A 26451-nucleotide genomic window follows, 5' to 3' on the forward strand; every position below is an offset into this window, starting at 1 on the left:
AAAACCTTAAAACGACTCAATGGAGAACTTATCCATGAAAATTCGTCCTTTACACGACCGCGTCGTAGTACGCCGTAAGGAAGAAGAAGCGATGTCAGCTGGCGGTATCGTGCTGCCAGGTGCTGCCAAAGAAAAGCCAAACCAGGGTGAAGTGGTAGCCGTGGGTGAGGGCAAGCAGCTGGACAATGGCGATGTGCGCGCACTGTCTGTGAAGGTAGGTGACACGGTTGTTTTCGGTCGCTATGCCGACAGCAATACCCTCAAGGTGGAAGGCGAAGAGCTGATCATCATGAGCGAAGGTGATATCTACGGCGTGTTGGAAGGCTAAGGCCAGCCTTTAACTTTACTCGCAAAAAGAATTTGAGGAATAAGAATCATGGCAGCTAAAGACGTAATTTTTGGTGACGACGCTCGTCAGAAAATGCTGAAAGGCGTAAACATCCTGGCAGACGCTGTAAAAACTACTCTGGGTCCTAAAGGCCGCAACGTAGTTCTGGACAAGTCCTTCGGCGCTCCTACCGTAACCAAAGACGGTGTTTCCGTAGCGAAAGAAATCGAGCTGAGCGACAAGTTCGAAAATATGGGCGCACAGATGGTTAAAGAAGTTGCTTCCAAAGCTTCTGACACCGCTGGTGACGGCACCACCACCGCTACTGTTCTGGCTCAGGCTATCGTAACCGAAGGTCTGAAATCCGTAGCCGCTGGCTTCAACCCAATGGACCTGAAGCGCGGTATCGACAAAGCGGTAACCGCAGCGGTTGACCACATCGCTGGCCTGTCCACTCCTTGTGCCGACACCAAGTCTATTGCTCAGGTAGGTACCATCTCCGCGAACAGCGACGAGAGCGTTGGTACCATCATCGCTGAAGCCATGGAAAAAGTTGGCAAAGAAGGTGTTATCACCGTTGAAGAAGGTTCCGGCCTGGAAAATGAGCTGGACGTAGTAGAAGGTATGCAGTTCGACCGAGGCTACCTGTCTCCTTACTTCATCACCAACCAAGAGAACATGACTGCCGAGCTGGACAATCCGTTCATCCTGCTGGTAGACAAGAAAATCTCCAATATCCGCGACCTGCTGCCCCTGCTGGAGCAAGTAGCTAAAGCCTCCAAGCCGCTGCTGATCATCGCTGAAGACGTAGAAGGCGAAGCGCTGGCAACTCTGGTTGTAAACAGCATGCGCGGCATCGTTAAAGTTGCTGCTGTTAAAGCACCTGGTTTCGGCGACCGCCGTAAAGCCATGCTGCAGGACATCGCTATCCTGACTGGCGGCACCGTGATTTCTGAAGAAGTTGGCCTGGAGCTGGAAGGTACCACTCTGGAGCACCTGGGTACTGCTAAGCGTGTCACCCTGTCCAAAGAAAACACTGTAATCGTTGACGGCGCTGGCAATGTTAAAGACATCGAAGCTCGCGTTAGCCAGATCCGTGCACAGATCGAAGAGTCCTCTTCCGACTACGATAAAGAGAAACTGCAAGAGCGCGTAGCCAAGCTGGCTGGCGGTGTTGCGGTAATCAAAGTAGGCGCCGCTACTGAAGTGGAAATGAAAGAGAAGAAAGCCCGCGTTGAAGACGCCCTGCACGCTACCCGCGCCGCAGTAGAGGAAGGCGTAGTACCTGGCGGTGGTACCGCTCTGGTTCGCGCTACCCAGGCTATCTCCGTAACTGGCGACAACGAAGACCAGAACCATGGCATCGCTGCAGCTCTGCGCGCTATGGAAATGCCTCTGCGTCAAATCGTTTCCAATGCTGGTGACGAAGCTTCTGTAGTTGTTGACAAGATCAAGCAAGGCGAAGGCAACTTCGGTTACAACGCTGCTACTGGCGAGTATGGCGATATGCTGGACATGGGTATTCTGGACCCAGCAAAAGTAACCCGCTCTGCTCTGCAAGCGGCAGCCTCTATTGCTGGCCTGATGATCACCACCGAAGCCATGGTTGCAGAAATCCCGGAAGAGAAGCCGGCTGCTCCTGACATGGGCGGTATGGGTGGAATGGGCGGCATGGGCGGCATGATGTAAGCCGGCCTTAAAGCCTACCCCAAAAAGCCCCGCAATTGCGGGGCTTTTTTATTTTAGGTACATGGAATGATAGGTTAATACTGGTGCTGCGACGCAGCAAACAATCTGATTAATGGGGATACAACAGACCCAGATCCAGGAATAGCCTATGGATCTAAATTAAGTTTCTTAGTTTGTTGTGCTAGTAATTCGGCTGTTTCCTTAGATATGCCATTGATTGGTGGAGCATTTAATTGAGGTTGTTTCAGTAGATAGGAAACAAAGACCGCGGCAGATAGATATACACCATTCTGATTGGGGTGGCTTCCATCATGAGCGTATAGGTCAATGACTTTATCTGAGGAGCTAATTGTTTCCCAAGCGAGGCCGACTGGTATTACTTTTGAAGATGTTGTCTGGGCTATATTCTGATAACCCTCAAACAAGCGGGATTGCATTTTACTGCGAGTATCATTGGAATAATTTTGAGTGTCTCCATGCTTACGGCCCCAGGTTAGAAAGAGGAGAGGAGTGGCACCGGCCAATCTAATTTCTTTGGTGAGTTTTTTTGCGTAGGGGTAAATCTCTTTATGCCTCTGTTCTTCGGAGAATGAGGGAAGCTGGCTTTGCTCCTGAAGCACCACATAATCCCATGCCCTCTCATGAATAGCTTCTAGTGTATCCGCAGACTCAGAGTGTTTTTGTAAGGTCCACCCTCCCGGAGTTATGGATCTATATATAATTTGTGCTCCATTGCTTGTAGCAATTGCCTGGATTATCGGAGGAAGAGGGCGTGTGTAGCTATTACCGATAAAAAGCACAGATAGAATTTCCTGAGTTTTCTGCTCAGTCTGCTTCTTTGGCCCTACTAGTAAGTAAGCTCCTACCAATAATAGAAAGATAAGAAAAAATATTTGGATTTTTAGATGGCTTTTAAATTCTTTCATTGTGTTGGATTTCCAAGTGGGGCTATTACCACTTAGGATAGGTCTATTTTGTAATTTGTTCTGTGCAGCGTGTTTAAGGATCTACATTCTTATGAGGTTGAATAGGTTATTGAGGGAATAAATTGTTATCTTGAAATTAGTCATCTGATTATTTTTCGTTACTTTATGAGCTGTGAGAATAATTATGAATATGAACGATCTAGATTCGCTAAATATAAGTCCTATTTTAATTTGGGGGGAGAAACATTACATATATTTAATGTTCAGTCCAGCAGAGGGTTAGTATGTCCTTTTAGACTTCCCTTTCAGTAAATGGGAGGAAAGAGCAGATATGTTGCTATCAAAAGGTAATCTTGTACTAGCTGCCTGTCTTGCAGTACTAGGCTGCAAGGATTCGGGGGACTCTGGAGGGAGGCAGGTGTTAGAACCCAGGGGTTCGCAAGTAGACTTAAGCCAAACGTCGGCTGGTTTTTTTGCGCACTATACCCGTGTCAACTCAGTAGATATTCCGGAAAAGATCACAGGACCTTATGCTGACATTATTGTGAACCTTGAAGGGAAAGGTAAGCTTGTTTTTGCTCGTGATCATAGTTATCGGCCTGTTTGGCACTTTGGAAAAAATTCTAATCCTGTAGCGCATTTGGCTGATATTTCGAGTGATGCCAATACTCGCTTTGATAAATCAAATGACTTTTCTTATGTTCGTATCTTAGAGCAGTCAGATGAAAAGGTTGTTATTCATTGGCGTTACTTCCCGAAAGCTAATGCGAAAATGGGGCGAGATCCCGAAGGGGTAGTCCATGAGATATATACGATTACTCGAGATGGCAATGTAACCAGGTTATACCGGCCAGGCACTGATACCATCACAGGCTGGGATGTGCGTCGAGGGGCTATTATTCAGACTATGCGTCTCACGGAAAATGGCATAGCCGATGTACAAAATAAGTCTGGAGAGCTACAGGCAGGTGTGTCTCAGGGTAATGGGAATACGATAGTTAATTATACTCCCCCTGCCTTACCAGTGGCGCATTGGAAGTTTGATGAGGGGGAGGGCACGAGTACTGTTGAGAGCTTGAAATCAGCGACTGGATATATTGACAGCCACGGGGGTGATTGGGTCGCTGGTGTGTCTGGTTCGGCCCTTTTTTTTGACGGTTATAGATCAGCAGTGGTGGTCGCGCAGGATGAGGCACCCATATTTAAGGAGGCTCTTTCTATTGAAGCCTGGATTAATCTAGCCGCTTATCCATGGAATAATGCTCCTATCATTCACCAGTCAGATAATATGGGAAATGAGGGGTATTATTTTGGAGTAAGTTCTGACGGTAAGCTGCTTTTTACGGTAAATGGAAAAACTTTAACTTCTGATAGTGTAATCCCAGTTAATCAGTGGATTCATGTTGGTGTTTCTGCAGAAAAGAGTTTGTCGCTCTATATCAATGGTGTTTTAGATAAAAGCCAATCTTATGATGTCAATCTTTCAATTCCAGATATGCCAATGATTGTTGGAATGAATAATTCACCTTTAACAGCAACAGATGGGGTTCGGGAGAGTGAATTAAATGAATTCAATCATTTCTCCAGTATATTCGGTATTGAGGGGGCAATAGACGAGATTGCCATTTATAAGCACTCTCTGACTTCTAAGGATTTTGATGATAGTTACAACGGTTTTTTATTGGCACAAAAGAAAGCTCCAGATCCTGGTTTTACGAAGCGGCAATTGCCAGACCTTGAAAAATACCCCCAGAAGTTTGGTGGGATTTATACAAAGTTAGACTTTCATGATGCTTGGGATAACCTATGGAGGGTTACGGACAACGAAGATATTGTAGTCCGATTCGATAATAAGCCGATCAGTTATGTATATTGGCGAGGAACATCACACGGCATGAACTTGGTGACAGATAATCGGTGGATGTCTGATCAAAGTGTGGAACTGGTGATTCCCGATCCGGATGATCCTGAAACCCCAGCTTCAGTCAACCCAATTGTTTCTTTGGCTGAACACATGTCTGATAAGGCCGCTCTACGCACCCATGTTCGTATGATTGAAAATACTCCTGCACGGGTTAAAGTTCACTGGCGTTATGCAGCCGCAGATGTATTTGATTTACTCGTTTTGGATACTGCTTATATTGATGAGGTGCATACAATTTATCCCGATGGGGTGGCAATCCGGGATGTTTTTTACCATCCTGCAGCTGATGAAGGTGGAGTAGAATTTTATCAGGACTTCCAATGGTTACTAGGACCGGGTCAAAAAGCTGAGGACTTCCTGAATTATAATGCAGTTTCGATTGCGGGGCTTACGGGTGACTCCTCTGATATCATTTATCCTATATCCTTAGACAGGCCTAGTGATGGAGTGGACCCCAGTCCTTTGCCCGGTAATATTGCGGTGCTCAATAGCCAAACTAACTGGAAGGTCTTTGGAGTAAGTCAGGCAGGTGGTTTTTTCCCCTCTGCTAATGAGGAGAGTTCAAAGCATATAGATTTCCTGGGAGGTATTTTTCCGTTTGCAGGCCCTTGGAATCATTGGCCAATAGCTCAAATTCCTTCCGATGGTCGATTCTCCGTTGCCAATGATAGAGTTTCTCACTTTGCGGTTGGTAATCTAGAGGCCTTTGAATATGGCTCTGGATCTATGATGTATGGCTTTACCCAGGGAACACCGGTTGATTTACAGGGCTTGGCAAGTTCATGGATTTCTCCACCTGTAATAGATGCGGTTCAAGGTGTTAAGGGCAATGTAATTAATTTTATCACTGATGAAAGAGCCTATAGCCTGACATCAGATGGGATATCAGGAGATATTTCTTTACTGGTGAAGGCTAATGATAGTAGTCCTTTGGTAAATCCATCACTAATTATTCGCCAATGGGAAACAAGCAAAACTCCGAAAGTAAAATTCAATGGCAAAGTACTATCCGATGTAAAATTGGGTATTATCAGAGATACAGATGGATCCCAGACTTTGATTGTGTGGTTACCTGTGACGGCAATCACGGATTCATCCATTGAAATTGTTCGTAATTCTGTTGGTGAGAGTTAATCTTCTTATTGGTTGTTGCATTTTAAGAATAAGCAGAATAGCCGTACCATAGTATGGCTATTCTGCTTTGTAAGTGGAAATTATCTGTATAGAATTTTTAACTTCCTTGTACGGATAAATATTCAATATAATTCACTGAATTTACTTTCCTGAGAATTTAATGAATGGGCGGGATGTGGATCTGTGATTGAAGGGATATCTATCTGTATCTTTAATCCATTGCAGTTAGCTAGGTGAATCTTAGCTTTGTGCAAATTACAAACAGCCAAAACAAGACTTAATCCAAGTCCATTACCTTTTGTATGCCTATGCGATTCCAACCGGTAAAATCGCTCAAAGACCTTTTTATGATCATCTTCTGGAATTCCCGGACCGCTATCGTGTAGCTGCAATTGAAGATACTCCCTACCTTGTTGAGGTTGAGCTGAAAGCCTAATATCCAGTTTGCCACTTCCTGGTGCGTACTTAATTATATTGTCAAATAGGTTTGCAATAGACTGAGACCATTGGTTTTTATCTCCAAAGATCATATGTTGGTCATCAATCAAAGTAACGGATGGAAGTATTCCCTGATCATGAAAAATCGGTTCATAGACTTCTACCAGGGTTTTAAGAAGGTTATGAAGCGAAAAGTGCCGAAATGCTGACCTTTGTGCTCCTTGCTCAATTTGCGAGATTCTGAGTAACGCATTAAAGCACTCGATGATCCTGTCGTTTTCATTAATAATGGCTTCGATAGTATCTTTATCTGGTTTTTCTATATGCAATAATAGTTCTAGCTGGCCTCGTAGCCGAGAAAGTGGGGACTTCAAGTCATGGGCAATATTATCGGAAACTTGTTTTATTCCCATCATCAATTGTTGGATTTTGTCCAGCATTGTATTGATATGTATAGATAACTGATCATAGTCTCCGCCATTACTATTATATGGGATCCGTTTGTCCAGATCTCCAGACATAATTTGGCGGCATACTTTGTTAATCTCGCTTATTCTTCTGACTGCTTGCCTAGATACAAGATATCCACAAATTAGGCTAATAATTGCAGTGATCAGAAGTCCGTAAAAAATAACAGAGTTAAGGCTTTTCAATAGGTGGTATTGTTGGGTGAAATCCTTCCCCAGTATTAGCTCTCCCCCGTCACTTAGTAGAGAAGTTCTTGCTAGGCATATGTGCTGTTCATCTTCTTGACCAAATGTAGAGTCTGGATTGTAAGTTGCCGTGTAGGTAGACTTATAGTTCGTGCTTTGTGGGGAAATTCCCTCAATGTTACTAAGTATAATATTTCCCTTTGCGTCTTGAAGTTTTACACAGAGATCCTCTGTATCTAGAAAATACTCTGTCTCAATGTAATATTTTGCGAGTAGTGTTGCATCTATGTGGCGTTTCTTATGATATTGGGGCCAATGGCTAAATCGCTCATCAGTAATGTTGTCTACATAATCGTGAAAATCTTCAGGGAATTCACTATTAAGTAGGTGCCAGATTAGGTTGGCGGGAATTTTTTCTAGTGGGGGATTGATATTTTCTCCCAGTGCGAATAATCGCCCTTGAATAGCAAGTTCCTCCTGATTGCTAAAGCTGCTTTTATTTAAAAGATTTTTGAAGTAGTGTGTGTAGTCGCTAGTAAATTTTGATGGTGAAGTGTGGTTGTTAATAAAATTTCTAGGTTTTACATTTTTGAAGTTTGGAAATATATCAGGGTGAAAAAACTCTAGATCATTGATTTCCGCAATAGATTCTTTTGTTATATTTTCAATTTTATGAAATGTTGGATTTGCCAACGATTGTTTTGTGATTAAATAGATGCTTGCCAATGAAATACTGGAGCTAAGGCAGACGCAGCTGAATGTGATAATTGCCAGTCTGAAACTGGAGCTTTTATGTAGTTTAATTTTTTTCGCGAAGGACATAGCCGGCCCCCCTTACTGTGTGAATAAGAGGACTGTCCTGAGATTGGTCAACTTTCTTTCTCAATCTGCTTACGTGCACTTCTACTACATTAGTTTTCGGGTCAAAATGAAGATCCCAGACTTGCTCCAAAAGCATTGTTTTTGTAACAATTTTACCTTCATGTCTCATAAGATATTCCAGGAGTTTGAATTCCTGGGTTAATAGTTCAATACTACGGCCTCTGCGTTGTGCCTTCCTTGTTAAGAGATTGAGCTCAAGGTCTGAAACAATAAGGAATTCGCAGGTGTTGGACTGAGGTTGGCGCCTACCAATGACTTCGACTCTGGCTAAAAGTTCTGCAAAAGAAAAAGGTTTGGAAAGGTAGTCATCACATCCACTACGTAAACCCTCTACGCGATGGTCGACGTCTCCGAGGTTACTTAGCATTAAAACTGGTGTACTGATTTCCATTCCCCGCAGGGATTTTAATAGTTTTAACCCATCCATACCAGGAAGCATTCGGTCAAGGATTATTACATCAAAATTTTCGATGCTGGCTTGAATTAACCCTGTTTTTCCATTATGGCATAGCTCTACACCATGCCCTTCCTGACTAAGGCCCTTGTGAAGGTAATGACTTAATTTGATGTCGTCTTCTATTATAAAGATTCGCATATATCTTTAGCTGGTAAATAGTTTTGGTTGCCGGTTATTTGTTGATCGAGTTGTTTTTTTTAAGGTTTTCTGATTTGCCTCAGACTAAGCCATGTACATATGGTGAATATAAAAACGTAACTAAATATTGCTAGGCACTTTCAGCCTTTTAGATATGAAAAGACTTAATTAAAAGTGACAAATGCTATTTTTACACCATTCTGAAGAACTGGAAGTAGTGAAGTCTTTCTAGTTTTTTGTTTGTGGAGAACACTAACAAAAAAAGAGTTGTTAGGCTAAAACTGCGTCTTAAGTTGTGTGTTAAGTGTGCTTCATACCCCTTGTAATATCAATGCTATGTGGATCAGTTATTGATAGAATACCCTTTTGGTTAAGCTCACCTTGGTGTAAACAGTGCATTAAAAATGACCTGTAATCTATCGGGAAATTTGGAGGCTGTTAAAAAGCTTTGGTTCACGGAGTTACAGCAAATGACTCAATTGAGGTAGTAGTTCTTGCTCTCCAGAGTAGACAGACGTGAGACCAGGAAGTCAAAGCATCGGAAAAACATGAGTAACGATAGCTTGACTGCACTGAGTTTTAATATGGATGAAGTGCACGAGGGTAATGATCACAGCTATTGATAGGTACTTGAGAAAATTATCCCGTTTATACCGAAAGGAGCGCCTTCCGAATTCCTGGGGTTGCAGTTTCAAGGTCCGCAGAACGGGAAACGAGATCTTGAGCTGGTTTCGACGTTTCTGCGAAACTCTTAGAGTAGGGTGAAGGTATGCCTTTGGATGATGGCACGTTTGGATAGTCAACCGGCACAATCGGATTCTTAGCTGGCGTCTTTAGCTTATATACTGATTCCAAGATTAACGCTTGGGAGACAGTTAAATGGAAACGGCACTTATTACAGGAGCCTCAGGTGGTATTGGCCTTGAGTTGGCCAGGATACATGCGGCTAAGGGCGGCAACCTGGTTCTGGTCGCTCGGTCTGAGGGGAAGCTTTTAGCACTCAAACAGCAGCTGGAGAAGGATTTTGGTATCCAGGCAATGGTTATTGCTGAAGATCTTTCCGACCCTTTGTCCGCACAGAGAATTTTTGAGCGAACCCAAAGCGAGGGTGTGGAGGTTGGTACCCTTATCAATAATGCGGGATTTGGTGGTCACGGTCTCTTCTATCAGCGAGATCTGGAAGCTGAGCAGGGTATGATGCAGGTGAATATGGTTTCCCTAACCAATCTCACCCACCTGTATGTCAAAGGCATGGTTGCCCGCAATAGTGGGCATATCCTTAATGTTTCATCCACGGCATCTTTTATGCCCGGTCCTTTACAGGCGGTTTACTACGCAACTAAAGCCTATGTGACTTCCTTTAGCCAAGCCTTGGCGGAAGAATTGAAGGGCACAGGTGTAACAGTAACCGCTTTATGTCCGGGCGCTGTTGCGACTGGGTTTGTAGCGGCTGGTGATCTTCAGGGAGTAGATATCTGGAAGAACGCCCGTTCAGCAGAATCCGTTGCAAAATGTGGTTACGGGGCTATGGAACGTGGGGATTTGGTTGCTTTTAATGAGAAGCGGCTTAAAGTATTTCTGAATTGGATAATGCCATTACTGCCCCGTAAAATGGTGTTGAAATTTTCCCGCCAGACGATGGAAAAATCTTGATTGCGAGTAGACCCGGTAATGACCAAGCGCGCAGCTAAATTTCTGGTATCCCCCAGCTGGAAGCTGATGTTACACGATATGAATATCGACTCAGCCATGGCTCTGGCTTATGCCGGGTTACCTGCAGATCTATTGCAGCGAGAGTCTGTGACACTTACTCCAATAGAGTACTTCCGCTTTTGGTGTGGTATAGATCAGGCCTCAAAGGATAGGCCGCTACCGCTCTTGTTGGCGGAGCATCTTACAGTTGAATCGTTTGATCCCCCTGTGTTTGCGAGTTTGTGTAGTGCAAACCTAAATCAAGCCCTATTGCGGATACAGCAGTATAAACCCTTGATTGGTCCCATGGATTTGCACCTGGATATTACCGAAGAATACACAAAGCTTAATTTAGAATGCTATGGAAGTGACGGTAATATTCCTACTGCTTTGGGGCTAAGCGAATTAATTTTCTATATCCGCCTGGCCCGGTTGGGAACCCGGGAGAAAATTCGGCCATTGGAATTGGCGTTACCACAGTTACCAGAAGATCAAACGCCTTATAGAGAGTTTTTCGGTTGCTCAATTAAGCAATCAGATCGGGTACGAATTTGTTTCTCGGCGCAAGATGCGCAAAAGCCATTCCTGACCGCCAATATGCCTATGTGGGATTTTTTTGAGGGCAAATTAAGTCAGCAGTTAAAAGACTTGGATCGCGAAGCAACAATGGGAGACCGGGTAGGCTCTGTATTGATAGAACTCTTACCAGCGGGTGAGAGTTCTATCGAATCTGTCTCTGAGCGTTTATCTATCAGTAAAAGAACTTTACAGCGAAAACTTGGGGAGGAGAACCAAACCTTTCAGACAGTGTTACAGGAAGTCAGGTCAAATTTGGCCGATCACTATCTTGCCAGGTCCAGCCTACATTTGGGAGAGATCTCCTTTATGCTTGGGTTTAAGGAGCCCAATTCATTTATTCGAGCCTACCGAGGTTGGAAAGGAATAACACCTTTACAATATCGGGATTCGGTTGATTAGGCGACTAAAGTTATTTCTGGTAATAAAATTTAGTCGATTTCCTTTGGGTTGTATGTCTTACCGATGCACAATTCGAGAATATCAAAAATAAAAGATCTACTGGATTTGTTACCTGGCTGGACGATCAGCAAAAATTATTCCGTTGTCTGGATTTACTTCCAGGGCTCTTAGTTCTCCTTGATACACGGCTTGTATTTTCCAGCGACCACCAACAAACCGCATACTGGTTATAGGTTTGAATCCCAGACTGTAGAGTTTTGCCCTAATAGTTGATGGATCAAGTGCGATTACCGAAGGGGTCGCCCCGTAAAGGTCGGGGCTATCATAGATAGGTGCTGGTTTATTAGGGTCTATCCCCGGAGGGATTGGATTGGTCAAGTTGCTCACGAGCACAACGGTTGCAATAAAACTCACATGAGGCTCCACACTACATAAAAGCCATATACTTAGTGTGGACAGGGGATGATCGTAGCGCCAGTGCTTAGGGGAGTATTTTTGGGTTTCCTTGCCAAAAAAATACCCCGGCAATGAGTTTTGCCGGGGCAATAAAATCAATTAGCGGTTAAAAATTTTACAAATGTATCTTGCGGTTAACGGGTCATCTTCAACATTACGTTCAAGATTTTGTTTGTGACGTTCCCGTAGGGAGGGCGCATAAGTTTTAGTAGGTCAACAGGGCCCTGCTGAAATATTGGGCGTAACTTTGAAAAAGTGAGAAACCCTTCATAGCCGTGATAGTGCCCCATCCCACTCTCACCTACACCACCAAATGGAATATCGTGTTGGCCAACATGTAATACACAGTTATTAATCGATACACCGCCGGACATAATCCGCTCAATATAGCGGTTTTGCAGATTTTTATCGTAGGTATATGGGTATATTGCCAATGGTCTTGGGCGGGCATTGATATAGTCGATGACTTCCTCGGGCCTTGAGTAGGTCATAATTGGCAGGAGCGGGCCAAAAATTTCCCTTTGCATCGCCAGCATATCACCGTTCATATTAACCAGAATATGTGGTGGGAACTTGCGTAAGCTGTCATCCCGCTTGAGTTGCCCGCCACTGAGGTCATATACCTTAGCTCCTTTGTCGACTGCATCGTCCAGGGTTTTCCACAGGCGCTGGTAGGCGTTGCTATCAATAATGGAGGTGTAGTCAGAGCTGTGCCAATCTGGAAAGCGCTTCTTAATTAGTTGTGTCGCATGCGCAATAAAATTGTCCAGCTGGTTTTCTGGAAGGAAGAGGTAATCTACATTTACGCAGATCTGTCCGGCATTTACTAATTTCCAGTGGATCAGGCGCTCTGCCGCTTTTTCAATCGGGAAATCAGGGGCGATGATAGCCGGCGATTTTCCTCCCAACTCTAATGTGACTGGAGTTAGGTTTTCTGCAGCGGAGCGCATTACAGCGCGGCCTGTAGTACTTGAGCCAGTAAAAATTAAGTGATCAAATTTCAGGCTGGAGAATAGTGGGCCTATTTCGCCATAGTCGGCGATAAAAGAAAGCTTCTCCTGGGGAAAATACTTGGGGCTGATCTCTATTAACAGCTCGGCCAGCCGGCATGAGTTTGTGGACATCTTGACCATTGCCTGATTGCCTGCGGCAAAGACATTGGTCAATGGGGAAATACTCAGGTTAACGGGAAAGTTCCAGGGCACTATCACTCCAACTACACCAATAGGCTGGGGCACCACAGTATTTTTTGAGAGCGGGTAGGCCTTGAGGTCAATATGGCGCCGTCGAGGTTTCATCCACCTTTTGAGATTTTTTATCGCATCCTTGATACCTGCAAGTGCCGGGTAAATCTCCAGGAGCAGGGTTTCTTCCCTCGAGCGGCTCCCATAGTCTGAACATATGGCTTCTATGATTGCCTCCTGTTGTTCCCTCAACATTCGCGCCAGGGTTTTCAGGTCCTGTACTCGCTGCTGATAACTGGGGACTGGGTTGGCGTGATAGGCTCGACGCTGGCTATCCAGCTGACTCTGGAGTAGCGCCTTGTCTGCATCCTGCCGGGTAAGGGTCTGGATGGTCATTTTATTATCCTATGGCGTTTATCTTCGACCAGATTAACCGAATAATCGTTTGGGAGATTGACCAATCGCGTCAGCAGATTGACTAAATAGTAATTAAAGCGCACGTTCCAACTTTGAGGGCGGAAGTGCTAGGGGGCTGGCCCCGTCACAATAAATGTGTGCGGGGCGTTAAGTATGATCCTCGTAATTCGAGGGTCAGCACTTCTTTGTAAAGGCGACCGCTTAATTGTTGTCAGGTTTGTCAGACAAAACTTCTGCAGAATTAGGATCTACTTCCAAGTCGTGTTTCTGGTCTCCTTTATAGGCCTCAATTTTCCAGCGCCCATTGTCCAAGTCTACTTCGACAATGGGAGTAAAGCCTTGTTGTTCGAGTTTTGTCAGAACAGTGGATAGAGCCATAGCACCAGGAGGGGGTTTCTCATCGGCAAGAGCGGGATGGAGAGCGACCGCAGCGATACTCGCTAGTAATAGCTGGTAGGTGGTCTTCATGGTTGTACTACCTCGCTTGTAGTTGATTGACCGCTATTAGCGGAATAAATTGACCCCGCTCCTCTCCCCAGAGGAACGGCGGTAGAAGCGGTTTTCTGGCTCTTTATGGGCCCTGGCTACCTCCTTGAGTAAGGCGCTTTTGGATCTGCTCACACCACTCGGGACTTCCCGGTTCTATTCCGGGAAAGCTGCCACCTGTCAATATGGTTACTGCAGTAAACCATTCTTTACTGCCAACTGGAGGCAGGCCGGATGGGTATAGTTTTGCTATATGGGCACTTTGTCTGGAGATGATTTGTTGCTGCGCCCAAGCGAACCACTCTGGGGTGCAATCCCTTGCGTTCATACTGTGTTCTGTTGGTGGTGCTGGAGTGTTCCCTATAGGCGTGGGCGGTGCGACTGGCTCTTTCATGGCTTCTCTGGCAGTCCCGTCAGGGGCAGGGGTGTCGGGCTCGGGAGATCTGTGGCTATCGGACTGACGCTCACAGCCGTGAATGAAAAGCATCAAGACGAGTAGGGGAGCAAAGCGGACCATGAAAACTCAAAAGGGTGACTGATTTGCTCCTAAGCATAGGAGGGATTTTGCGACTTTGCCGGTTACAGAGGTTCCAGGTTGACATTAACATTCATCCAAATGAGAATGCTTCTCAAGTTATCCCGAGGGTGATAGGACTCCCATGTTTACCAGATCTCTATTTCAAAAAGCGATTGCAACTATTGGTTTGATTGGTGCCATTGGTGCCAATGCCGCTGAGCAAGTCAATATTTACTCTTACCGCCAGCCCTTTCTGATTGAGCCGATACTGGAAGAATTCACCGAGAAAACCGGTATTGAGACCAAAGTGGTCTACGCGAGCAAAGGCTTGAACGAGCGACTGCAAAGGGAAGGGCGCAACAGCCCCGCCGATCTGGTGCTCACCTCCAATACCAGTAGCCTGATGGACCTGCTTAACAAGCAGTTGACCCAACCAGTAAACAGTGAAGTCCTGAAAGACAATATCCCGGCACAATTCCGCGATGAGGCCGGCAACTGGTTCGGCCTGACCACCCGGGCGCGTTTGATTTACGCTTCCAAAGACCGTGTTAAGCCCGGTGAAATTACTCGCTATGAAGAGCTGGTAGACCCTAAATGGAAGGGGCGAATCTGTACTCGCAGCGGCAAGCACCCCTATACCCTGTCCCTGATCGCCTCCATGATCGCCCATCACGGTGAAGCAGAAACCAAGCAGTGGCTGCAAGGCGTGAAAGCGAACCTGGCACGTAAGCCCCAAGGCAATGACCGGGCTCAGGTAAAAGCGATCAGCGAGGGTGTCTGCGACCTTTCCCTGGGTAATAGCTACTACTTCGGCAAAATGATTACCAATAAGGAGCAGCCGGAGCAGGTGGATTGGGCCAAGTCAGTCAACCTGGTCTTCCCTAACCAGAAGGATCGCGGCACCCATATGTTTATTTCCGGTGCGGCGCTGACCAAGCATGCCCCCAACCGTGAAAATGCCGTTAAGCTGCTGGAATTCCTCAGTGGCGCCGATGCTCAATACACTTACGCTGAGAAAAACTTTGAGTTCCCGGTGCGCCCCGGCACTGCCCGGTCTGGGTTGATTAAGGAATATATGGGTGAATTCAAGGAAGACGATCTGAGCCTAACGGAAATCGGTTCCTACGTTCCGGCGGCTTCCCGTATGGTTGATGAAGTGCGCTTTGACTTTTAGAATGGTCAACTAATGGGAATTGCTGCCTGGCATATTGGCAGCACTATCTCAGCCTTATTCGAACGGCCCTGTCGAGAGACCAGGGCCGTTCTTTTATAATGAGCTTTTGATTCCTTAATCCATGCTAAACCGAGCGAATTTATCAGCTTCCCGCTGGCTGCTACTGATAGCTACTATTTCCCTACTAGTGGCCCTGCCAGTGTTATCCATCTTTTGGTTGGCATTTTTCCCTGAAGAGAATATCTGGCCGCACCTGTTAGACACGGTGCTGCTCCACTATGTGTCCTCCACATTGATTCTGGCTGGTGGTGTCGGTTTGGTAACGCTGATGGCAGGCGTGGGCAGTGCCTGGCTGGTGAGCATGTGCCAGTTCCCCGGACGCCGTTTGTTCGAATGGGGACTGTTACTGCCGTTTGCTGTTCCCGCCTATGTCATTGCCTATGTCTATACGGATTTGCTGGAGTATGCGGGCCCCGTGCAAAAGTCCTTGCGCGCCTGGTTTGGCTGGCAGACGGCCAGGGATTACTGGTTCCCCGAAATCCGCAGCATGGGTGGGGCGATTGCCATGCTGTCACTGGTGCTCTTCCCCTATGTGTATATGCTCGCGCGCGCGGCATTTATCGAGCAGTGCGGCAGTATTCGGGCCGCGAGCCGGTCATTGGGCTGTACGCCCTGGCAGAGCTTTCTGAGAGTATCCCTGCCAATGGCACGCCCGGCAATTGCAGTGGGTTTATCACTGGTGTTGATGGAAACCCTGAATGACTTCGGCACTGTCGACTTCTTTGCCGTGCGCACCTTGAGTGTCGGGATTTACGATACCTGGCTGAGCCACGGAAATTTAGGGGGCGCAGCACAAATTGCCTGTAGCACTCTGATTTTTGTTGTTCTGTTAATTACGCTGGAGCGAATGGGGCGGGCGAGACAGAAGCACTTTGTACAGTCACCAAATTCCCAACGTGAACGCTATGTATTGCGCGGTTGGCGAGCCGGCGTAGCCCTGTTGTTCTGCGGGTTACTGCTGGTGGCGGGTTTTATTATTCCCCTGCTGGTTTTGGGAGGATACGCACTTAGTAACTTCTCCAGCTATTGGAGCGAAGATTTTATACAGATCGCCAGCAATAGCTTGTTACTGTCTATCGCAGCCGCATTGGTCTCTGTATTGCTGGGCTTGCTGTTGGCTTACGGTAAGCGGTTGCAACCCAAAGGGCCCGTGAAGCTTTTAGTCGGCTTTTCCAAGCTGGGTTATGCAATGCCAGGGGCGGTATTGGCGATTGGTGTCCTGATTCCACTGGCTGCATTTGATAATGCCGTCGACGCTTTTTTACGTGAGCACTTCGATATCTCCATAGGGCTACTGTTAAGCGGTAGTATTTTTGCCATTATTTTTGCCTACACGGTGCGCTTCCTGGCCGTATCCACGGGGGCCATAGAATCCAGTCTGGAGAAGGTAACCCCATCAATGGATAGGGCTGCCCGCTCTTTGGGGCGTAATAGCTGGCAAACCCTGTGGGCCGTGCATTTACCTTTGGTGCGTACAGGCCTTCTCACAGGCGGCTTGGTGGTCTTTGTGGATTGTATGAAAGAACTGCCGGCGACTTTGCTACTGCGCCCCTTCGGCTTTGACACCCTGGCGACCTATGTTTATCAATTTGCTTCCGATGAGATGTTGGAACGCTCGGCCATGGGGGCTTTATTGATTGTCCTGGTGGGATTAATTCCGGTGATTATGCTGAGTCGTTCCATTGGTTGGCGTAGAGGTGAGGAGCGCACAGCCCTGGCGAGCTCTGAAACGCCCGCCTTGTCCTGATAGCTTCTATTGGGCTTGGTCAAACACCAGTGCAGAGGAGAGGTGCAGGGGAAGTTTATCGCCCGGTGCCGCTTGAATATCTGCCTTCAAAGCGGCCTCGATAGTATCCCCTGCGGCCAGCTGGAAGCGATAGCTTACCTGGTTACCGAGAAAATTCTTTTCCAAAACCTGAGCCATCACAGCACCGGGATGTTCGCCTGCGGCAATATCCTCACTGCGCACAAACAGCTCGAGCTGATCTCCACTTTCGTACGCAGCTGTCGGCACCTTTACTTCCCCCAGAGGGGTGCTGATCAGGTCATTGCCCACAACAGTACCGGAAATGATATTTCCTTCACTGACGATTCTCGCAACCGCCAAATTCCTCGGCTTCTGATAAGTATCCTGTGGGCTGTCCCACTGCTGTAATTGGCCTTGGCTGAGTACTCCCAGCTTGTCTCCAGCAATAAAGGCCTCGTGGCGGTCGTGGGTAACAATAATCGCGGGGATTTTTTCCTCACGTAGTATATGGCGGACTTCGGCGGCGAGACTTCGGCGCAACTCGGTATCCAGATTGGAGAAGGGTTCATCCAGAAGCAACAACTTGGGGCGTGGTGCCAGCGCTCGAGCCAGAGCGACACGCTGCTGCTGTCCGCCGGATAGTTGGTGCGGGTACTGTTGCCCGAAGCCTTCGAGGCGCACTAACCGTAGTAACGACTGAGTGCGGGATTGCCGCTTGTTTTTTGGCATCGACTGGATACCGAAGGCAATATTCTGCTCAACGGTAAGATGTGGGAAGAGGGCGTAGTCCTGAAATACCACCCCTATTTTCCGCTGCTCTGCTGGAACCTGTATCTCAGGGGAGGAAATCACCTCCTTTGAGAGCTGGATACTCCCTTCAGTAACCGGCTGAAAACCTGCAATGGCGTGCAGCAGCGTCGTTTTGCCACAGCCGCTGGGGCCCAATAAACAGGCAATTTCCCCTGCCTGCAAAGCAAACGAGACTGATTCGATAACCACCTGCTCGCCGTAGCAGCACTGCAGGTTTTCTATAGAGAGTATGGGGTGCACAGGTTTTCCGGTAGTTTGGCTTTTAAACACTTCGGGCAGCTTTCGAGTGTAGTTGCTGATCATACTTACCACTAAACCAACCAGTCTAGTGTGAAGCATACCTTTAGCTGTACAGCGGAGGCTTCTTTTGATCGGAGTAGAGTTGGGTGTTTTTTAAGCAGGCAGGTTGTTAAAACACTCAACATAAACCCCATACGCTAATATATCCATTCTCAAGGATATTGAGATTTCGCCTACTCCATAATCATAGTGATCAGCTGAATAGTATCGACATCTAATTGTAAAATAAGCTGGTCCAATTCAGATTATACCATCAGCCTAGGTATTTAGTCGTGTATTGGGTTACAAGTGATTTCGAACGGAGATAATAATACATCACTTACATTGAATTTTTCAGGGAGGGATATCTTCACTGGACGCTCATCAATACTGAGGTCGATGTGATGATTGGAATTCGCTTTTGAAGTGAGGAAAACTGGAGTAAAACTTTTTGAAGAGGCTAATCAAAGCTCCGTATACGCCTGAGTTTTCCTCCTGTCTATGCCACACTTCCGTTTTAGGCCGAAACCTAACTATACAAGGTATCTACTAAACGTGGGTAAGTTCTACCTTTAGCGCTGTGGCCAAATTAACTTTGCCACTATAGTCATGAAGCTTGTTTTTTAATCTTTGCTTTATGATCATTTATTAATAGAAAGTAAATCCATAAGGTCGATATTGCAGCAAAGAAACACCAGGTTGATACCCATGTTTCACGCTGAGTAAAGTAGACGATAACACCGAGTAGCATGACAAGTGCCCAAAACTTTCTAAAAATTAGATTGCTCGATAATAGAAATAAGAAACCAAGTGAAGAATAAATAATATGTCCTGCTGTAATGGAGAATAAGCTGTCATCGGACATGATATAACATAGGCTATGCCCACATACACTCGTTTTTATTAAGTGTCTTGGCCCTGTTTCTAATAGGACAGGTATCCAAAGGTATAAGCCAAAAATAAAACCTATCATAATTAATATAATAAAAAAAATCCTTTTCCATCTTTTTGTTTCAAGGCTAAAGGCTACGATTGGTATCCAGGCAAGCCAAAAAAGTAGAGCAAAAAATAAAAAGAAAATAGAAGATGCTGTTGTCAGTGAGGTTAAGTTTCCGTTGTGTCCAATCCATACCACGCCTTCACTCACTTGTTGTAGCGCAAAAAGAATAGGGGTAATCGCGAGCAACAAATAGGTTTTATCATTTTTTATAGCGTGTCTTATACACAAAGTCCCGCCGACAAGAAGCAGCGCTGCTGATCCGAATGATGCTGTGGCTGAAAAACACATAAGGATATTCTCTATATGTAGAATAATGTATTTTAAGCCAGGGTCTTATGACTTAATGTACAACATAACAATAGCCTTAACCTGGAAAATCAGTATAACTTCGCTAATTTGTACTAAACTTTGGAGTTGATCTGTGAAGACTATATCAAGTTCAGTGCTTTCAATTCTTCCAGTGAGTGAATCTGAAAACATCAACAAAGATGCATCAAAATTGCCCACGGAAATCGATACTTATACAGACAAAGTCTATGTCGCATGAGGGCAACAAGCCAATGCGATGCCGCTCGGTCAGTAGTCGTTCTTTATTCATTTATAAACGCTGGCCACCGTTTTGACCCTTGAATTGAGGATCGCCCGCTGCATATTAAGGTAATAATGCTCCCACTAAATTAAATGTATTTGGGGTATGTCGGTACTATCTGGTCAAACACGTTACGCGCGTTTAGCTTGGATCGCCACTGATCCCGCGACAACGGAGCTATTGAGTATGACTAATGTGGTTAGCGATGGCTCAGTCCGTCGCGTCTTGCTCAAACTGGCAGAAAAGCTCGCTAAAGATTTGTTGTAGCAACATTTACTTGAGAGTTATCGTCTCCTATCAACGACAACTTGGATTTTAGACGTGGATACCACGGTTAAACCTACCCGCGGTAAACAAGAACCGGCAGTCAAAGTTGATAACCCCATAAACCTGGGCGTCCTTGTCACACTTTTATGATCGTGAATTTACGGCTCATTTTGGATGTTGTGGTAAAGGCGGACACTCACTGCCATTCGAGTCACAGTTTTCCCGGATTACTGGTCATACTCGAACGACTAGAGCGTTCAAAATGGCCTCGTTTTGTACTTTGGTAATCCCAAGTAACTTAGTTGCATGCCACGGAAATAGCCGACAACAATAAAATTATAAAAGTCATCTTGATATTTAGGTTATTTATAGATGACTTCCAACACTCTAATAAGGTGAAAAAAGAGGCGTAGCGTATAGAGATCGGATTAATTGGTTTTTTAGGCTGGTTTAGGTAATGCGTAGATATCTCTACTCAAACCGTCATTAAACTGTACCCGCCTAGTTTTTTTTCCACCTAGCCTTTCTACTAGGGCACGTGCAGCAATATTCTCATCATCCATATAGGTTTCTACTATATTCCATTTGAACTCATTATAAGCGTGCAACAAAGCTGCATTAGATGCTTCTGTAGCTATACCTTTTCCTCGCCCTTCAGGTGTTACCCACCAAGTAAGTTCTCTAGGCCAGTCTTTACCCTGCCAAAAACCACACGTTCCAATATAGCTATTATCTGATTTTAATTGGATGGCCCAAACACCAAAGCCAAGTAAATGCCATGATCCTAGATCGGCTTTCAATCTAGACCAAACTTGTTCTTTTTTAATAGGCCCGCCATACATTTTTGATGCTTCTTTATCTGTATAAAATTCCTCATATGCTTCAAAGCACTCTTTGCTTGGCGGAACTAATCTGAGCCTTTCGGTCTCTATTATTGGTATCATACTTTTCCCTTCAGTTTAACGCCTTTAGCAGCGGGCCGAAAAGGCGCCAGGATTTTTGATCCGTTGCCTAAACTTGTTAGAGTAAATATCGCACATTAGTTTTCGCGGACAAAGTTAATCAGACAGAGCGCTAAAAGCAAGGTTGCAATAACGCCAGATCCTCCAGCAATAGCAGAGGGCAAAAAGGCATCTCGTCCAAACGCAATCAAAATTGCATTAGCGAATATGGCAACAGCGCCAACTAATGCAGTCACACCTCCCAATGCCTTGCTATTCCCATGCATTTTGGCTATTCCAAAAATGAGTGCAGCAAAGCCTAACAAGAGCTTTGCTGCGTAATAGATCATGAAGGACAAGGCTACAACTGCTCCTGCCGTAGTTCCAAGCACGTCAAGTTGACTAGCGGCTTCGCGAAATGGTCCGAACATGGTAAGACCAATGCTAACCTGGACTACATTCAGTACTGCGCTGAACGCAATGGCGGACCATCCAACTTGATAGTTACTAGCTTGCACCATTGCGGCTCCGGCAAATGCTGAGAGAATAGTGAAGAGTAAGGCTTCGAGCCCCCAGAGAATTTGCCGCGGGGCGTTAATCTCAGCAATGTAGAGAGCAGTATAAACTGTCTGCGTAAGCGCCAGTACCAACAGCAGATATGATGTGATTTGGACAGTTTGTTTATTAGTAAAATTCATAATTACATGCCTCGTATTTTCTATGCCCGACTTTTGCTTTTAGGTGTAACTATCGTTCCAATACAATCCGTCTAAAGTTATTAGCTGGTGGCCGATTAGTCCAATTCATCAGGTTCCGTCTCACGCCGCCATCACCCACCGGAAGTAACTGGCGCTTTTTGTGCTCAGCAAAAAAGGTGACAGTTACCGGAGGTCCGTTGTCTGCCCTTGTTTGGTTGTTCTTGCCCGATTCTGATGTTGAAAATCCTTTTCTCTAATGGGTAAATTGAGATCCACCTTCGGCAGCTACCGAAGGCTTTGTTTACCACAGTTCGTTGCAGAGCCGGTTCATAAAGACCGATAGCAAGTAGGAACGTGACAGGCACTCACTAGGCATAATTCGAACAGTCATGTGGGCTTTGAGCCCGAATAGCATTGACGATGATGCTCCTCACCATCTAGATTTCTACTAGAGACGGTACTCTGAAACCCAGTTTATCTATATGAGAATAGAGAGGCATGTAAATAAACATAAAAGTGCCATACAAAAGAGTAAAATTCCTTGTGAATTTTCCTCTTCTAATCCTTCTAGTTCTTTCCAAGCCCTTTTACTGCTTTTCTCGCCATTTAAAAACTTATAGCTACCATGCTCTTATCAATAACGCCCACAGCAGGAGCGGCAGAAACGTAGTGTAGGCCGCCCCGCGCAGGCCCGAAGGCGAAGGCCCGGAGCAAACTGCCCGGCTTTGTTATGTTTTTGGGCACACATATGACTGAAAATACTGCTCCATTTGATATTTTGAGTGCAACGCAACCTCAGTACCTGACGGACTGTAAATTGTATTTGCTCCACGTCTATACGCGTTTGATTTTGCTCTCTCAGAAAGCGAATTTTCCGAATTAGCTCTTACCGAATACCAGTGGACTTTTCTGCACCCCTCCGGGGCTTAACTTACGATCACGACATTGTGATGCACGCGCTGCATGGCACACGCTGAAACACTGATTGTCACTAATACAAAAAATATTCGGGTCATCATAGAAACATAACGCCTTGCTAAGCGGCGCGCTTTAGCGCGTCCAGTTGAGACTGCTTTTTGGCCGTAACGAGGCTTGAGCAACTTGTTATGTTTTTACACCCGCCAGCACCACAGAACTGTAATTGCTTTGCACCAAACACAAGACCTTTACCATATTCTTGATTTGGCTGCCGGAACTCAGATATCACTACTTTACCGACTGAGGCTGGTAACTCTCCATTAGGTGCCTCGATAGCTTCAGGTCCTACCTTTCTTGAATAGATTACTACCTGAATCGTGCCATCCCACATTTCCTGGGTATAGTAAGTGACGTACCCACTACAATATTTTTCTACTTGCTGCCGATTTGCATAATCATCATTACTCCATGGGTTGAATGCATAACCGATAACAATTACTATTCCAATAACGGCGAGAGCAAAAATTACACCTGCAACTTTTAAAAATTTAGCGATGATTTTCAGTCACTCCTAAAACATAACGTCTGGTGCAACTGCGAAGCACGAAGTGCTGAGTCCGGCAGCCAAAGGCTGCGTATTGACGCCACTTGTTATGTGCTTCATGCCTCGTTCTTCTCTGATAATTTTTTAATCGTGTTAGCATAGTAAATTAAGAACACGCCTAAACATAGCAGTGAAATAATAAAAATATCGTCAAATACTGATTTAATGAATAATAAAGCATGGGTATCAATATGCCTTCCTAGAAGCATTCCCAAACTGGCCCATATAAAATACAACAACTTGTGCGGCCACGTTTCAACCCTATCTTTTGGGACCATTTTGTATCCAAGAAGCGGGATGCTGATTATAAATGGAATCAATAGTACAGTATCGTAATAGCCTATATGCATGACCACAAATACTGAAATCAATAAAAAAGCCCCTATCAATCTAAGATTTAGATATTCCTTTAACATATCAATATAATTCACACAACGCATCAATAACCCGCAGCTGAAATATAGCGAAGCGGCGTGTGAAGCTTCCCCCCTTAAAGTAGACGCCACCTTATATTCATCTTATGCGGCCATTCTTTCATATTCATCTGGGCTTTTGAACCCAAGTGAACCATGTCTTCTTTTAAATTTATAGTACCTATCAAGATACCAAGCTAAGTTAACTCGCAGCTCCTTAACGGACTCAAAATTAAATCCTTTAAAACTCTCAGTTTTCAGTGTTTGAAAAAATGATTCTACATACACATTGTCATTCATACATCCTGGACGGTTCATGCTCGGCTCAATACCCAGTTCTTTGAGTCGGTTTTGGTATGCATAAGCACCGTACTCAGACCCTCGGTCGCTGTGAAATATTAGATCTGATCCTATATTTCTGAGACGGACAGCTTTATTTAGCGCTGACAGTGTTAGTTCAACAGTTCGAGTATCCGACAATTCCCAACTCAACACTTTCCAGGAGTAAAGATCAATAATCGCAGCTAAATATTGCCATTGCCTATTGATCTTCAGATAGGTTACATCACCAGCCCATTGAGAGTCTGGTTTGCTCGGCATACCATGCTCTCTTTGTAAATTTTCAACCTTAATGCAAGGATTTCCAAGCAAAGGGCGTCGACGATAGATCCTTCCAGCTTTCCCCACGATTCCAGCCTCTCTCATAAGGCGTTCAACGCGTTTGTGATTTATTCGTTCATCATTAGCTTTCAGCTCTGCGCTAATTCTTGGACTTCCATAATTACCATCATGCTGCGCATAGATAGCTTCGATACACCCTAGAATTCGCCTATTTTCTATGTCTTGAGTGCTCTCATCACGGTTGAGCCACTTATAAAACCCTTGGGGTAAAACATTCAAGTATCTACATAAGTACCTGACACCAAAGTCTGATCGATTAAGTGCTATGAACGAGAATCTTTCGGCTTTGGATCTTTCAGGTACATTTCCCACTTTTTTAGGAAATCATTCTTCTTTTGCAATTTCTTAACCTGCTTTTTTAGACGTCTTATCTCTTTATCACCAGTTTGAGACTGAGTTTTCGTTGTCTTGGTCATACTTATTCTACGACTGGGCTTCTCGACCAGCTTGCCTTCTCTACTTTCCTGTCGCCATCTATACACCATTACTGGATGCAAACCAATAATGTTGGCAATTGTAGTCGTATCTACTTTCAGTTGATTAGTGAGAGCTACCACTCTAACTTTGCACTCTGTTGAATATTCAACAACCCGCTCTTCACTCAGTATTTTCGGCATTTTTCCTACCCTATTCAAAAGGTAGGCGTCTACTCAGTGGGGGAAGGTTTCTGTAAGCTGTCGGGCGCCGAAGGCGCGTAGTTAATTGACTTGTTATGGGTTCCGGTACTCACCTATCACTTCGATTTTCCCAACAATATTTTTATTAAGATCTTCCAGATCTTCAGCCGGCACCCACCATTCAGTATGTGACTTGGCACCCACGCATCTTATGGGGTATTTTTCCATGAAGGACTTAACCACCTCAAATTTGGTTACGTAACCTGCACCGAAATCGGTGATATTCCACTGTGTTAAGGCAATGGCATACTCTTCATTTGTAACTGGATAAAAAATTGGTTGTTCTGGCAAACGAGGTGGCCATTTCTTATAGCCTGACTCCTTAACCAGCTCTAACTCTTTTTCGCCGGTTGGCCTATAGCAAGTGACTGTTTCCATATTTTAAATCTCAGTACTCATAACGTCCACATAAACGGCAGGTGAAGCTGTCCAGAGGAGGCAGTGTTTTTTGCGGCCGGAACGTGTTTGATGTGCTTGTTATGTTTTTTAGCTGGAATATGCGTAGAATCCAAAACTAAGAGCCAAACTTAGAATAACCGGAACCAATATTAGGCCCATATTCTTAGCTGGGATTTCAGCTACTGGATACCTAAATCTTTGTCGACGGCCAAATATTGTTGTATGAGTTCGTAAGCCAAATGGCGCGAACACCATGAAATAAGCCATAGAGCCAACTGCAATTGAAAAAGCTAGCCAACCAAAGATATTTGAAACAGTTACCTCTTCAATTGAGTACATCGTGGCAATAAATATTACCGAGATACATAGTAATGCAAGGCTAATGTTCTTCATCTGTGCTTACACATAACGCTTTGCTAAGGGGCAGCCGAAACGCAGTGTAGGCTGTCCCGCAGAGGCCGCGCCTTTTGCGGCTGGAGTGTACTTGAGCAACTAGTTATGTGTTTTTAACTGCGATTCCAATTTCGTCAATGCGGCAACACCATTTTACGGCCTTACTCCAACTACCGTTTTCACTTACATCGTTTAATTCTGCTACACCGTCGGCTAACAGATACTCTTTAGTACCGTCATCATAGTGATTGTACTCGTATACGGAAATTTCTACTCCTTCGCTCAGAACAAAGGAATTACCTTCCGAGTCAGTTACTTCATCGGATTTTGAAAGTAACACAAGATCCTCTTGCACCATCTCATTAAAGTCTACTTGAATTCTTGGCTTATCCATATCTCTTCGGGCAAATAACGCCCCGCACAGGGGCAGACAAATAAGCGTAGCGTTATGGCTGTCCCTGCGACCAAAGGGAGCGATTGCTGCGGCTTGTTATAAATCACT

The 26451-nt window shown here is 45.2% G+C and carries 23 protein-coding genes; 8 read left to right on the forward strand and 15 right to left on the reverse strand.

Annotated elements, in window-relative coordinates; genetic code table 11:
- Nucleotides 1-34: 34 nt before the first annotated feature.
- Together ACJJI7_RS12340 and groL are read left to right on the forward strand one after the other, a co-directional pair.
- Entirely contained in the window at nt 35-328 is a 294-nt protein-coding gene (locus tag ACJJI7_RS12340; RefSeq protein ID WP_020412315.1) for a co-chaperone GroES, read from the forward strand.
- A 48-nt stretch (nt 329-376) separates the two neighbouring features.
- Nucleotides 377-2017 (forward strand): chaperonin GroEL, encoded by a 1641-nt coding sequence (gene groL / locus ACJJI7_RS12345; protein WP_020412316.1) that lies wholly within the window; start codon nt 377-379, stop codon nt 2015-2017.
- Nucleotides 2018-2163: 146 nt separating this feature from the next.
- Here groL and ACJJI7_RS12350 read toward each other — a convergent pair whose 3' ends face one another.
- Nucleotides 2164-2943, reverse strand: a complete 780-nt coding sequence (locus tag ACJJI7_RS12350) for a DUF4886 domain-containing protein (protein WP_444902045.1) — start codon at nt 2941-2943, stop codon at nt 2164-2166.
- A 331-nt stretch (nt 2944-3274) separates the two neighbouring features.
- Between ACJJI7_RS12350 and ACJJI7_RS12355 the strand changes: the two genes are divergently transcribed.
- Nucleotides 3275-6001: a LamG domain-containing protein gene (locus tag ACJJI7_RS12355; RefSeq protein WP_444902044.1), complete on the forward strand. Its 2727-nt coding sequence runs from the start codon at nt 3275-3277 to the stop codon at nt 5999-6001.
- A gap of 122 nt (nt 6002-6123) precedes the next feature.
- Here ACJJI7_RS12355 and ACJJI7_RS12360 read toward each other — a convergent pair whose 3' ends face one another.
- Entirely contained in the window at nt 6124-7914 is a 1791-nt protein-coding gene (locus tag ACJJI7_RS12360) for a sensor histidine kinase (protein WP_444902043.1), read from the reverse strand.
- Nucleotides 7892-8569, reverse strand: a complete 678-nt coding sequence (locus ACJJI7_RS12365) for a winged helix-turn-helix domain-containing protein (protein WP_282951358.1) — start codon at nt 8567-8569, stop codon at nt 7892-7894. The genes ACJJI7_RS12360 and ACJJI7_RS12365 overlap by 23 nt, the downstream gene beginning before the upstream one ends.
- A gap of 879 nt (nt 8570-9448) precedes the next feature.
- Between ACJJI7_RS12365 and ACJJI7_RS12370 the strand changes: the two genes are divergently transcribed.
- Both ACJJI7_RS12370 and ACJJI7_RS12375 read left to right on the forward strand, forming a co-directional pair.
- The gene (locus ACJJI7_RS12370; RefSeq protein ID WP_282951357.1) at nt 9449-10222 is read left to right on the forward strand and encodes an SDR family NAD(P)-dependent oxidoreductase; all 774 of its coding nucleotides are present in this window, start codon (nt 9449-9451) and stop codon (nt 10220-10222) included.
- An 18-nt stretch (nt 10223-10240) separates the two neighbouring features.
- Entirely contained in the window at nt 10241-11239 is a 999-nt protein-coding gene (locus tag ACJJI7_RS12375) for an AraC family transcriptional regulator (RefSeq protein ID WP_444902042.1), read from the forward strand.
- 108 nt (nt 11240-11347) lie between these two features.
- Here ACJJI7_RS12375 and ACJJI7_RS12380 read toward each other — a convergent pair whose 3' ends face one another.
- The 4 genes from ACJJI7_RS12380 to ACJJI7_RS12395 form a co-directional block, all read right to left on the reverse strand.
- Nucleotides 11348-11653, reverse strand: coding sequence for a hypothetical protein (locus ACJJI7_RS12380; RefSeq protein ID WP_444902041.1), 306 nt, complete (start codon nt 11651-11653; stop codon nt 11348-11350).
- A 176-nt stretch (nt 11654-11829) separates the two neighbouring features.
- Complete coding sequence (locus ACJJI7_RS12385; RefSeq protein ID WP_444902040.1) at nt 11830-13275, reverse strand: coniferyl aldehyde dehydrogenase; 1446 nt, start codon at nt 13273-13275, stop codon at nt 11830-11832.
- 222 nt (nt 13276-13497) lie between these two features.
- Nucleotides 13498-13764: a PepSY domain-containing protein gene (locus ACJJI7_RS12390; RefSeq protein WP_444902039.1), complete on the reverse strand. Its 267-nt coding sequence runs from the start codon at nt 13762-13764 to the stop codon at nt 13498-13500.
- 103 nt (nt 13765-13867) lie between these two features.
- On the reverse strand, nt 13868-14176 hold the full coding sequence (locus ACJJI7_RS12395) for a hypothetical protein (protein ID WP_444902038.1): 309 nt from the start codon (nt 14174-14176) through the stop codon (nt 13868-13870).
- A gap of 265 nt (nt 14177-14441) precedes the next feature.
- On the opposite strand from ACJJI7_RS12395, the gene ACJJI7_RS12400 reads away from it, so the two are divergent.
- Together ACJJI7_RS12400 and ACJJI7_RS12405 are read left to right on the forward strand one after the other, a co-directional pair.
- Nucleotides 14442-15473 (forward strand): Fe(3+) ABC transporter substrate-binding protein, encoded by a 1032-nt coding sequence (locus ACJJI7_RS12400; protein ID WP_353376781.1) that lies wholly within the window; start codon nt 14442-14444, stop codon nt 15471-15473.
- Nucleotides 15474-15594: 121 nt separating this feature from the next.
- Nucleotides 15595-17280: an ABC transporter permease gene (locus tag ACJJI7_RS12405; protein ID WP_282951353.1), complete on the forward strand. Its 1686-nt coding sequence runs from the start codon at nt 15595-15597 to the stop codon at nt 17278-17280.
- A gap of 6 nt (nt 17281-17286) precedes the next feature.
- Here ACJJI7_RS12405 and ACJJI7_RS12410 read toward each other — a convergent pair whose 3' ends face one another.
- Both ACJJI7_RS12410 and ACJJI7_RS12415 read right to left on the reverse strand, forming a co-directional pair.
- On the reverse strand, nt 17287-18393 hold the full coding sequence (locus ACJJI7_RS12410; protein ID WP_020412329.1) for an ABC transporter ATP-binding protein: 1107 nt from the start codon (nt 18391-18393) through the stop codon (nt 17287-17289).
- Nucleotides 18394-18976: 583 nt separating this feature from the next.
- Nucleotides 18977-19657 (reverse strand): DUF6629 family protein, encoded by a 681-nt coding sequence (locus tag ACJJI7_RS12415; RefSeq protein WP_020412330.1) that lies wholly within the window; start codon nt 19655-19657, stop codon nt 18977-18979.
- 406 nt (nt 19658-20063) lie between these two features.
- Here ACJJI7_RS12415 and ACJJI7_RS12420 point away from each other — a divergent pair, with 406 nt between their 5' ends.
- Nucleotides 20064-20225 (forward strand): hypothetical protein, encoded by a 162-nt coding sequence (locus tag ACJJI7_RS12420; RefSeq protein WP_157533383.1) that lies wholly within the window; start codon nt 20064-20066, stop codon nt 20223-20225.
- Between the two features lie 440 nt (nt 20226-20665).
- Here ACJJI7_RS12420 and ACJJI7_RS12425 read toward each other — a convergent pair whose 3' ends face one another.
- The 6 genes from ACJJI7_RS12425 to ACJJI7_RS12450 all read right to left on the reverse strand — a co-directional run bounded on the left by ACJJI7_RS12425 (nt 20666) and on the right by ACJJI7_RS12450 (nt 26343).
- Nucleotides 20666-21169: a GNAT family N-acetyltransferase gene (locus tag ACJJI7_RS12425; RefSeq protein WP_444902037.1), complete on the reverse strand. Its 504-nt coding sequence runs from the start codon at nt 21167-21169 to the stop codon at nt 20666-20668.
- Nucleotides 21170-21264: 95 nt separating this feature from the next.
- A complete protein-coding gene (locus ACJJI7_RS12430; RefSeq protein ID WP_020412332.1) occupies nt 21265-21864 on the reverse strand; it encodes a hypothetical protein in 600 nt (199 codons plus the stop codon).
- A gap of 2040 nt (nt 21865-23904) precedes the next feature.
- Nucleotides 23905-24792 (reverse strand): IS3 family transposase, encoded by an 888-nt coding sequence (locus ACJJI7_RS12435; RefSeq protein ID WP_444902036.1) that lies wholly within the window; start codon nt 24790-24792, stop codon nt 23905-23907.
- Complete coding sequence (locus ACJJI7_RS12440; protein ID WP_444902035.1) at nt 24744-25097, reverse strand: transposase; 354 nt, start codon at nt 25095-25097, stop codon at nt 24744-24746. Before ACJJI7_RS12440 ends, ACJJI7_RS12435 begins: the two co-directional genes overlap by 49 nt.
- A gap of 93 nt (nt 25098-25190) precedes the next feature.
- On the reverse strand, nt 25191-25535 hold the full coding sequence (locus ACJJI7_RS12445; protein WP_444902034.1) for a hypothetical protein: 345 nt from the start codon (nt 25533-25535) through the stop codon (nt 25191-25193).
- A gap of 517 nt (nt 25536-26052) precedes the next feature.
- Nucleotides 26053-26343, reverse strand: a complete 291-nt coding sequence (locus tag ACJJI7_RS12450; protein WP_444902033.1) for a hypothetical protein — start codon at nt 26341-26343, stop codon at nt 26053-26055.
- Nucleotides 26344-26451: the final 108 nt, after the last annotated feature.

The sequence above is a fragment of the Microbulbifer variabilis genome, assembly GCF_056232115.1.

Excerpts from the sequence above, each read along its gene's own strand:
- ACJJI7_RS12340 (WP_020412315.1), top strand. The coding sequence starts at position 35 with ATGAAAATTCGTCCTTTACACGACCGCGTCGTAGTACGCCGTAAGGAA.
- groL (WP_020412316.1), top strand. The coding sequence starts at position 377 with ATGGCAGCTAAAGACGTAATTTTTGGTGACGACGCTCGTCAGAAAATG.
- ACJJI7_RS12350 (WP_444902045.1), bottom strand. The coding sequence starts at position 2,943 with ATGAAAGAATTTAAAAGCCATCTAAAAATCCAAATATTTTTTCTTATC.
- ACJJI7_RS12355 (WP_444902044.1), top strand. The coding sequence starts at position 3,275 with ATGTTGCTATCAAAAGGTAATCTTGTACTAGCTGCCTGTCTTGCAGTA.
- ACJJI7_RS12360 (WP_444902043.1), bottom strand. The coding sequence starts at position 7,914 with ATGTCCTTCGCGAAAAAAATTAAACTACATAAAAGCTCCAGTTTCAGA.
- ACJJI7_RS12365 (WP_282951358.1), bottom strand. The coding sequence starts at position 8,569 with ATGCGAATCTTTATAATAGAAGACGACATCAAATTAAGTCATTACCTT.
- ACJJI7_RS12370 (WP_282951357.1), top strand. The coding sequence starts at position 9,449 with ATGGAAACGGCACTTATTACAGGAGCCTCAGGTGGTATTGGCCTTGAG.
- ACJJI7_RS12375 (WP_444902042.1), top strand. The coding sequence starts at position 10,241 with ATGACCAAGCGCGCAGCTAAATTTCTGGTATCCCCCAGCTGGAAGCTG.
- ACJJI7_RS12385 (WP_444902040.1), bottom strand. The coding sequence starts at position 13,275 with ATGACCATCCAGACCCTTACCCGGCAGGATGCAGACAAGGCGCTACTC.
- ACJJI7_RS12390 (WP_444902039.1), bottom strand. The coding sequence starts at position 13,764 with ATGAAGACCACCTACCAGCTATTACTAGCGAGTATCGCTGCGGTCGCT.
- ACJJI7_RS12395 (WP_444902038.1), bottom strand. The coding sequence starts at position 14,176 with ATGAAAGAGCCAGTCGCACCGCCCACGCCTATAGGGAACACTCCAGCA.
- ACJJI7_RS12400 (WP_353376781.1), top strand. The coding sequence starts at position 14,442 with ATGTTTACCAGATCTCTATTTCAAAAAGCGATTGCAACTATTGGTTTG.
- ACJJI7_RS12405 (WP_282951353.1), top strand. The coding sequence starts at position 15,595 with ATGCTAAACCGAGCGAATTTATCAGCTTCCCGCTGGCTGCTACTGATA.
- ACJJI7_RS12410 (WP_020412329.1), bottom strand. The coding sequence starts at position 18,393 with ATGATCAGCAACTACACTCGAAAGCTGCCCGAAGTGTTTAAAAGCCAA.
- ACJJI7_RS12415 (WP_020412330.1), bottom strand. The coding sequence starts at position 19,657 with ATGTGTTTTTCAGCCACAGCATCATTCGGATCAGCAGCGCTGCTTCTT.
- ACJJI7_RS12420 (WP_157533383.1), top strand. The coding sequence starts at position 20,064 with ATGTCGGTACTATCTGGTCAAACACGTTACGCGCGTTTAGCTTGGATC.
- ACJJI7_RS12425 (WP_444902037.1), bottom strand. The coding sequence starts at position 21,169 with ATGATACCAATAATAGAGACCGAAAGGCTCAGATTAGTTCCGCCAAGC.
- ACJJI7_RS12430 (WP_020412332.1), bottom strand. The coding sequence starts at position 21,864 with ATGAATTTTACTAATAAACAAACTGTCCAAATCACATCATATCTGCTG.
- ACJJI7_RS12440 (WP_444902035.1), bottom strand. The coding sequence starts at position 25,097 with ATGCCGAAAATACTGAGTGAAGAGCGGGTTGTTGAATATTCAACAGAG.
- ACJJI7_RS12445 (WP_444902034.1), bottom strand. The coding sequence starts at position 25,535 with ATGGAAACAGTCACTTGCTATAGGCCAACCGGCGAAAAAGAGTTAGAG.
- ACJJI7_RS12450 (WP_444902033.1), bottom strand. The coding sequence starts at position 26,343 with ATGGATAAGCCAAGAATTCAAGTAGACTTTAATGAGATGGTGCAAGAG.